We start from the raw sequence: 8,634 nt of genomic DNA, 5'->3' as shown, positions 1-8,634 counted from the left end.
CCTGTGTCGTCAATGAAGCGCAGCGTGGTTCCCGTCAGAATGACGCTGCGCACAACGGGCGGGCGAGTAACAGCCGCAATGCCGGCCAAGCTGCCCACTTGCCCTATCTCCCCCTCATGCTCCTGCTTTCGCTCCTGCTCATGCACTTGGTTTTGCACTTGGTTTTGCACTTGGTTTTGCACTTGGTTTTGCACTTGGTTTTGCACTTGGTTTTGCACTTGGTTTTGCACTTGGTTTTGCACTTGCTCTAGCATCTGATCTTGCTCTCGATGTCTCCCCAATTCTTTCTTCTGCTTTTGTTCATGCACCTGCTCTTGTACTTGCTCTTGTACTTGCTCTTGTACTTGCTCTTGTACTTGCTCCTGTACTTGCTCCTGCACTTGCTTTTGATCCTGCCCATGCTCTTGCTTCTGCACCTGCTCTTGCCCTTGTTCTTGCTCCCACGCTTTATTCAGCCCGTTGTTCGATGCCTCGCGCCATGTAACCAACAGATCTAGCAGCAGCATGCCGCCCATCGACCAACCAATCGCATGCCACTCCCCTTCCGGCTCTTCTTCAAAAGGCCTTCGAACCGCAGCCAACAACTCTAAAACTGTACTCGCACCAGCATACGACACATAACGATGCTCAAACTCGGGCAGCTGCGCTGCAAGATGCCTCCATACCGAGGAGGACATTCCCCAGCCATGTATCCATAGCAATTTCGGTTTAGATGGGAGCTTCAATGAGGCCGTATCTCGCAAGCGACCTTTTTCGCTTCTTGCCGATTGGATCTCCATCCTCCCCTTATCCTCTTCACATTTCATGCCTTCCCTATCGCCGCCAATCATCGTGTTACGCTTCCTTCCATTGATTCGCAGCGTCCACGACCCTATCTGCTGCCCGCAGCAGATCATCATCCTGATGCAGCGGAGACGGTGCGAACCGGATGCGCGCCGTACCCTCCGGCACAGTTGGGGGGCGAATCGCAAGACCCGCTACGCCGGCTTCAGCCAGAGCCGCGCTTACCACAACTGCTCTCCGATCAGAGCCGAGCATAACGGGAACGATATGACTATCCCCTTCCCCCGTGTCGAGGCCACCAGCCTGCAGCCTCGCACGAAAGAGCGACGCCTTATGCATCAACTCCGAGCGAGCCTGACCTGCAGAGCGTACTTCTCTAAGCCGCGCGCGCACAAGCGCTGCCACGAACGGAGGCAAACCCGTATTATAGATAAAAGTTCGAGCATGGTTCACAAGATACCTGATTACAATATCCTCCGCAGCGACATAGGCGCCGACTGCCCCAAAAGCCTTGCCGAATGTGCCCATGATGATATCCACATGCTGATGAATTCCAAGCGCATGGCAGAGTCCTTCCCCCTCGGCACCATACACGCCGCCACTATGCGCCTCATCCACCATCAGGATTGCACCATACCGCTCTTTCAACATAACTAGCTCTTCCAGCGGCGCCCTTGTTCCATCCATGCTGAACACCGCATCGGTCACAATCAGCTTGCGTGACGCTCTCCCTGACCCTGATGCACCAACCGTCCACTTCTTCAATTGGTCTTCCAGTCGATTGAGATCGTGATGCGGGTAGCGAACATGCGCTGCTCGACTTAGCATAATCCCATCCACAATGCTCGCATGATTGAGTCGATCACTAAATACCACGTCGTGACGACCGACAAGCGCAGGGATAATTCCCGCGTTAGCCATATATCCACTTGAGAAAATGAGACATGCCTCCGTCTGCTTGAAATCCGACATCTCTCGCTCTAATGCCTCATGATGAGGATCATGCCCTGTAATGAGGCGCGAAGCCCCAGACCCGATCCGCAGCCCCGGTTCCCCCAGTTCCACAGCTTCCTCATTCAACGATCGCCACATTGTCTCAGATATCCAGGGGTATAGCCCCAAGTAATAGTTGGAGGCAAGATTAAGTACCCTCTTCCCATCGCGATTCACCCAGCCATCTGGCAGCCAAGTTGTCTGCGTCAATTGACGCAGACGCCCGACCTGCTCGCGTTCCGCCAATTGCTCGCGCATCCATGCCCAGCGGTCAGTCCCAGAACTTATAGCGCACATCGTTCAATCTCAAATCCGAGATCTTCGATCATCCGATGATCCTCTGTCGCTTCCTGCCCTTCTGTCGTCAAGTAGTCGCCGACAAAAATGGAATTAGCCGCATAGAGCGCTAACGGCTGCAAGGAACGCAGATTCACTTCACGACCACCGGATGCCCGAATCTCCTTCGATGGGCAGACGAAGCGGAACATCGCCAATGCCTTCAAGCAGCGGCGCGGATCCAAATCATTCAGATGAGCCAGTGGCGTACCAGGTATTGAATTTAAGAAATTGATTGGAATCGAATCTGCATCCAGCTCGCGCAAGGAAAAGGCCACATCCACCAACTGCTCGTCAGTCTCCCCCATCCCCATAATGACACCTGAACACGGAGACATACCTGCTGCCTTGGCTGTACTCACCGTATGTACTCGATCCTCATACGTGTGCGTTGAAGTGATATGCGAATAATGATCGGCACTCGTATTTAAATTGTGATTATAGCGATCAACGCCGGCCTGCTTCAGCCGATCTGCCTGTTCTTGCGAGAGTATCCCTAGGCACGCGCATATTTTCATTGGCATCGTCGTCTTGATTTCTTCTACAGCTGCAACGACCTGATCCAACTCTCGCTTCGTAGGCCCCCGCCCACTGGCGACGATGCAATACGTCCCCACCTTCATTTCCATCGCTTTGCGCGCACCGTCCACAAGTGTATCCTTCTCCAGCATCGTATACTTCTCGATTGGGGCATCGGATTGAGTCGACTGTGAGCAATACCCGCAATCCTCCGGGCAATAACCGCTCTTTGCATTAATAATCAAGTTCAGTTTCACCTTATTGCCGTAATAATGCCGCCGCACCTGGTACGCCCCATCCATAATGGCAAGCAGCTCACTATCCTTAGCCTGCAGAATGGATAGCGCCTCCTCACGCGATAATACCTTCCCCTCAATGATCTCTGCTGCAAGACCGCGCCAATCCATACCCGCCTTTACCAACTGTTCCTTCATCCTCATCTCTCCCTAAAAGGTTGTGATATCCTCATTTCATCTTCGTTCCATCTGTAGAACGTTGCATCTATCTATGTCTATCCATTTATGTGTCTACATCTCTGTGTTTTTATCTCTGTGTTTTTATCTCTGTGTCTGTGTCTGTGTCTCTGTGTTATTCATCTCTGTGTCTATTCATCTCTGTGGCTATCCGTCGTTTGTCCCCGATGCGCTTATATCCGCTTCCGCAGCCAATCCATCATTTTCTCCATTCGGACAAAGGATTCAAGCCACTGCTCTCGCCAAGCCGCCCAAGCTTCCATTTCCGCTGCTTGAGCATTGGCAGGCTGCATTAGCCAGGGAACAATTCCGCATACGGGCACACCAGCCATGGCCTCAATCATCCGAGCATTTTCCGCAATCTCTCGCTCATCTGCCAATGACCGCGGTCCGCTGAATACGACTGCTATATCCGTGATGCCTCGCTCCCTCGCATACTGCACTGCTGTCACCGTATGGCTTACTGTCCCTAAACCGGGGGGAGCTACGAGCAGCACAGGTGTACCCAGTTCGCGAGCAGCGTCAGCCATCGTGTACTCTGCGCTGAACGGTACTGCGATCCCTCCCGCTCCTTCAACCAGCAAAAAGGAACCATCCTCCTGCCGTCCGCGTCCTTCCTTCAGCAAGCGCTCGAATGCAAATGCGACCCCCGCCCGTTCAAAGGCCATCCATGGCGCCAACGGATCTGGCAGCGTCCATGTTGCGATCTCTTCTTCCGGTGTATCTAACAGTCCGCTTCCCATTCGCAGACGATAGCTGTCTGCCTCAGGATCACCTATAGTTACCCCGCTCTGTACCGGCTTCCATATTCGAATTCGACGCTGGCATATCTCGCGGCAGTACGCCCCTATTCCTGCGGTCACGATCGTCTTCCCTATCCCAGTTCCTGTGGAGGATATAAATAGCCCTCTTGAGAAATGGTGTTTCTCGTCTGTATGTATATATGGAACCATATGCAGCACCCCCTCAATGTTAACCATATAAATAAATATATAGTTAACATTTCAGAAATATATTTTACCTAATGATTTCTCAAAGGACAAGGGTTTGTTAACCAAATATTATGTTAGCGGGTTAACAATTATGTTGTAGTAACGGAAAATTTCTAATCAATACCTACATACACATCACACTTTACTGTGATCATGAGCCTATCAAGCAGGAAAAGTTTTTTGGAGATGTTGTTGTGAACCCAGATAACAAACCTTACAATCAAAAATCCCCCCACAACTCAAGTTGTGAGGGGACAGTCATCATCAATCACTGACATTCAGTTCGAAGCTGCTTGTATTTCTCAGTTGCCTCATTCGGTTGCCAGCAATCAGGTATATAAAACAGGTTGTACGTCTTACTTCTACGCCGTATTTCTATAGCTTTCTTCTAAGCGCTATCGATTATCACCCGTATCGCGATCCGATGTCTGACGACTGTCTTGATCCTTTGGCTCTGTATCTGCATCACGATGAACTTCTGTATCTCCATCGTCAGGCCTCAGTTCCATCGATTCCTGCGTTATGAGCTCATTAATTTGATGCTTAATGGTTTCAGAGCGCGTACCGAATATCGCCTGTACGCTATTGCCTACCTCAAGAACCCCTGAGGCCCCTAGTTCCTTCAGTCGATCCTTATTCACATCACCGGAATCCTTCACCTGTACACGAAGCCGCGTAATACATGCATCGAGGGAAGCAATGTTCTCTTTGCCGCCAAGCGCATTCAAAATGCCGCGTGGCAGTTCATTGGAGGCGGCTGACCCCGTAGCTGCGGCAGCTGCTGGAGCTGTGTCTTCACGTCCCGGTGTTCGCAAATTGAACTTGCGGATCGCAAAGCGGAAGCCAAAGTAATAGATGACGGCAAGCACAAGCCCAACCGGAATAACGAGCCAATATGGCGTTCTATTCTGCAATACTCCGAACAACAAATAGTCGATGACGCCGCCCGAGAACGTCATTCCGATCTTAACGCCTAGCAAATGCATGGTTAAGAACGACAGCCCCGCAAACACCACATGCACAGCAAATAAGAGAGGAGCAACGAACAGGAAGGAGAACTCGAGCGGCTCCGTAATCCCTGTTAAAAAGGAAGTTAGCGCTGCCGAGGCCATCAAGCCTGCTACTACGGCTTTGTTCTCCTTGCGCGCCTCATGATAGATTGCCAGTGCAGCCGCCGGGAGTCCGAACATCATGAATGGAAATTTACCGGTCATGAAGGTTCCGGCTGTTAGAGGCACCCCATCCTTCAACTGGGCAAAAAATATTTTCTGGTCGCCGCGAATGAGCTGCCCTGCCTTGTCCATGTACTCCCCAAACTCAAACCAGAATGGAGAATAGAAAATATGATGCAGCCCAAACGGGATCAGTGCCCGCTCACAAATACCAAATATGAACGCGGCCAGCGCTCGATTCGAATCAAGCAAAGAATGCGAGAAGGTATTCAAGCCATGTTGAACAGATGGCCAGACGAACACCATGATGATACCGATAATGAGCGAGGTTACAGCCGTAATAATCGGCACGAAGCGTTTGCCCGCAAAGAAGCCCAAATAAGAGGGCAGCTCAATCGTAAAAAATCGCTGATACAGAACAGCTGCGACAATCCCGATTATAATCCCGCCGAACACGCCCGTTTGCAGAGTCGGAATACCTTGAATCGTAGCATATGCCGAATTGCCAGCCACAACATCAGGTGTAACGTTCATCATGACCTTCATCGTTACGTTCATAACGAAGTAACCAACGATAGCCGCCAAGCCCGCTACCCCGTCTCCACCAGCAAGACCGATGGCAACGCCAACCGCGAACAAGAGAGACAAGTTATCGAATACGATGCCTCCCGCTTGCTCCATAACGTTCGTGATGACACTGACTGCACTATTTCCAAGCCAAGGTAGTCTCGCAATCATATCCGGATTGCGCAGCGCATTGCCGATCCCAAGCAGAATACCTGCCGCAGGCAGGATGGCGACAGGCAGCATAAGCGCCTTGCCTACTTTCTGCAGTACGCCGAATGCTGATTTGAACATGTGATTCAACCCCTCATCGCATCAAGGTATGTAAGTACGCTAAGTATGCTTACCCTTCCCTAGTGCAGGAAAAAGTATGCAATCTGATGGAATATGCTAGATCAGATAGTGCAGGCTTGTCGTAGAATAAGCTGCCAAGATGCGTGAAAGCAAAAATAAGGCTTGCGCGTGACGCTACGTCATATGGGAAAGTAATTGCAGGAGGTGAAAGGATTGGAGGAACTACAATACGCAGTTGGACAATTAGCGGAGCTGTGCGGCACTACCGTTAGAACCATTCAGTATTACGATAACATCGGTTTACTGGCGTCTCAGCGCAGCGGAGGCAGCAATAAAAGAACCTATAGAGAGCGCGATTTGGTAAAGCTTCAGCAAATTCTTTTTATAAAAGCTTAGGCTTTAACCTAAAAGAAATTCAAGAACAATGCCTTGCGTATGAAGATAAAGGAGATCTGAAGCGTATACTGCGGCGCCAAAGCGACCTTCTGTTCACAAAAGAAATGGAATTCCGCTCAGACCGGGCATTCATAGATGCGATGGTTTCGTGCATGGAGAACAGTGACTCGATCAATGTGGAGACGATCATGGAGCTGACTTTGAATAAACGAAAACATCTTCTCTTGGACTATATCAACATGAACCTTCCATCAGAAGCCAGGGCAATATTTGAACAACATGTTCAAAATGATCAAGCCGCGATCCAGGTATATTGGCAGTGGAAGGGGCTGACTTTGGAAGCTTACATGCTCATGATTAATGGCATTCATCCCGTCAGCGACGCCGGCTACTCCCTTGGCAAGAGATGGGATTCCTTTGTTCGATATGCTACCAAGGAGAAGCAAGAGATGCGGGAAGCATACCGGATAAGCTATGAGGAGAAGGAACACTGGCCAGAGGAAGATCGGTTCCTAACCGAATACTGCGAACACTTTATTGAAGAAGCTCATCGACATTTCTTAGAGAGCGAGGCGGAGGGAGCATGAAGAGGAGAAATGACCTATCTATGATCGGACGCTATCTATCAGAGACAGGGAAGGCGGACTTTGAAACGGCTTATTGGGAAGCGATGAAGCTGCTCCCCGAGCCGCAGGAGACGGTGGATATCGAGACCTCCTTTGGAAGTGTAAGAAGCTATTTATTTACAACGCCAGAAAATCAGGGGAAAGAGCCCCTTCTGCTGCTGCCAGGGCGCTCGGCATCTACGCCGATGTGGGCTCCGAATCTTCACGGCCTCATGAAGGAAAGACCTGTCTATACGCTCGATCTGCTTGGAGAACCGGGAATGAGCAGACAGAGTAAGCCGATTCGCAGCTCCGAAGATCAAGCCAACTGGCTTAGTGAAACTTTGACTAGCTTAGGAGTACGGGCTGTGCACCTCGTAGGTGTATCGATCGGCGGCTGGACAGCGGTGAATCTCGCTAGGTATACCCCTTCGCATTTGGCCTCCATTAGTCTATTAGATCCAGTCTTTGTATTCGCTCCCCTATCGCTAAAGATGATTGCAGCTTCCATTCCGGCAGCGGTTCCAATCGTACCCAGGTTTATACGTCAGAAAATGTTGAGCTACATCTCTAGAGGAGCCAAAGCGGATGAGAGTGAACCAATTGCCAAACTAATCGAACTCGGCATGCGAAGTTATAAGATCAGCCTGCCTGCACCGGATCTGATCAGCAAGGAGCAAATACGGACAATCGATGTGCCTATTCTAGCACTTATGGCCAAGAACAGCACGATGCATGATTCAGAGAAGGCGGTGCGGCAAGCTTCTTCTTATGCCCCCCATATTCAAATCGAATGCTGGCCCAATGCATCCCATGCAATCAATGGGGAGTTTCCGAATGAAGTGAATGATCGCATATTGGCTTTTGTTAATCAGCTATGAGGGCCTGAGGTACAGCACCTCTGCAAATCTCGCAAACACAAAGAAACCGTTCCTTTCACCAAATGGCTGATCGTGCATCCATTTCGCAAAGAACGGTTTCTTTTTATTTTTCCAGGGAAACGCTCCCGTGGTTCTCTATTTTAGTGCTTGTACCGCAAGTGCAAGCGCACCTGTAATACCCGCGCGATCCTGCAATGCTGGAGGCACGATGTAATCCTCGTTCACTTCCAAGATGGCAGGATGCTGAACATATCCGTTCAACAATGTCTTCACTTGCTCGCGAATGCGTGGGAACAAGTGCAATTGCTTGGAAACGCCGCCGCCAAGAATGATTTTCTCCGGAGAAATCGTCAAAATGTAGTTCATGAGCGCTTGTGCCAAATAGAAGGTCTGAAGCTCCCAAGCCTTATGGTCTTCGCCTAACTCGTACGCCTTCACACCCCAGCGCGCTTCAATTGCCGGACCTGCAGCAAGACCCTCAAGGCAATCCTTGTGGTATGGGCACTTGCCCTCATACGTATCTTCTGGATGGCGCTTCACCATAATATGACCCATCTCTGGATGAAGCAGACCATGAACCAGCTTGCCTTCCACGACAGCACCAGCACCAATGCCTGTACCTACTG

At 50.4% G+C, this 8,634-nt stretch carries 9 protein-coding genes; 3 read left to right on the top strand and 6 right to left on the bottom strand.

The genetic code is table 11. The features are described from left to right. The 5 genes from AZ66_RS33010 to ptsG form a co-directional block, all read right to left on the bottom strand. On the bottom strand, positions 1–830 hold an 830-nt coding region (locus AZ66_RS33010), incomplete at its 3' end, for a hypothetical protein (protein WP_044357064.1). Positions 831–834: 4 nt separating this feature from the next. Beyond that, positions 835–2,073: an aminotransferase class I/II-fold pyridoxal phosphate-dependent enzyme gene (locus AZ66_RS23445; protein ID WP_231587007.1), complete on the bottom strand. Its 1,239-nt coding sequence runs from the start codon at positions 2,071–2,073 to the stop codon at positions 835–837. After that, positions 2,061–3,065 carry a biotin synthase BioB gene (gene bioB / locus AZ66_RS23440; protein WP_044357063.1) on the bottom strand — a complete coding sequence of 335 codons (1,005 nt, stop codon included), beginning with the start codon at positions 3,063–3,065 and terminating at the stop codon, positions 2,061–2,063. The genes AZ66_RS23445 and bioB overlap by 13 nt, the downstream gene beginning before the upstream one ends. A gap of 212 nt (positions 3,066–3,277) precedes the next feature. Continuing rightward, positions 3,278–4,057 carry a dethiobiotin synthase gene (bioD, locus tag AZ66_RS23435; RefSeq protein ID WP_044357062.1) on the bottom strand — a complete coding sequence of 260 codons (780 nt, stop codon included), beginning with the start codon at positions 4,055–4,057 and terminating at the stop codon, positions 3,278–3,280. 434 nt (positions 4,058–4,491) lie between these two features. Next, positions 4,492–6,126, bottom strand: coding sequence for a glucose-specific PTS transporter subunit IIBC (ptsG, locus tag AZ66_RS23430; protein ID WP_044357061.1), 1,635 nt, complete (start codon positions 6,124–6,126; stop codon positions 4,492–4,494). A gap of 213 nt (positions 6,127–6,339) precedes the next feature. On the opposite strand from ptsG, the gene AZ66_RS23425 reads away from it, so the two are divergent. The 3 genes from AZ66_RS23425 to AZ66_RS23420 all read left to right on the top strand — a co-directional run bounded on the left by AZ66_RS23425 (position 6,340) and on the right by AZ66_RS23420 (position 8,008). After that, positions 6,340–6,522, top strand: a complete 183-nt coding sequence (locus tag AZ66_RS23425; RefSeq protein WP_052648796.1) for a MerR family transcriptional regulator — start codon at positions 6,340–6,342, stop codon at positions 6,520–6,522. Positions 6,523–6,674: 152 nt separating this feature from the next. Then, a complete protein-coding gene (locus AZ66_RS30145) occupies positions 6,675–7,109 on the top strand; it encodes a hypothetical protein (RefSeq protein ID WP_156160057.1) in 435 nt (144 codons plus the stop codon). Next, positions 7,106–8,008: an alpha/beta fold hydrolase gene (locus tag AZ66_RS23420; protein ID WP_044357059.1), complete on the top strand. Its 903-nt coding sequence runs from the start codon at positions 7,106–7,108 to the stop codon at positions 8,006–8,008. Before AZ66_RS30145 ends, AZ66_RS23420 begins: the two co-directional genes overlap by 4 nt. Positions 8,009–8,143: 135 nt before the next feature. On the opposite strand, the gene AZ66_RS23415 is transcribed toward AZ66_RS23420, so the two are convergent. After that, a partial coding sequence (locus AZ66_RS23415; RefSeq protein WP_044357058.1) for an ROK family protein occupies positions 8,144–8,634 on the bottom strand: 491 nt, incomplete at its 5' end.

This window comes from Paenibacillus sp. E194 (assembly GCF_000935845.1).
In the GTDB taxonomy this organism is placed as follows: domain Bacteria; phylum Bacillota; class Bacilli; order Paenibacillales; family Paenibacillaceae; genus Paenibacillus_B; species Paenibacillus_B alvei_B.
Note: the sequence above shows the minus strand (reverse complement) of the source record. Positions and strands in the feature narration are given on the sequence as shown.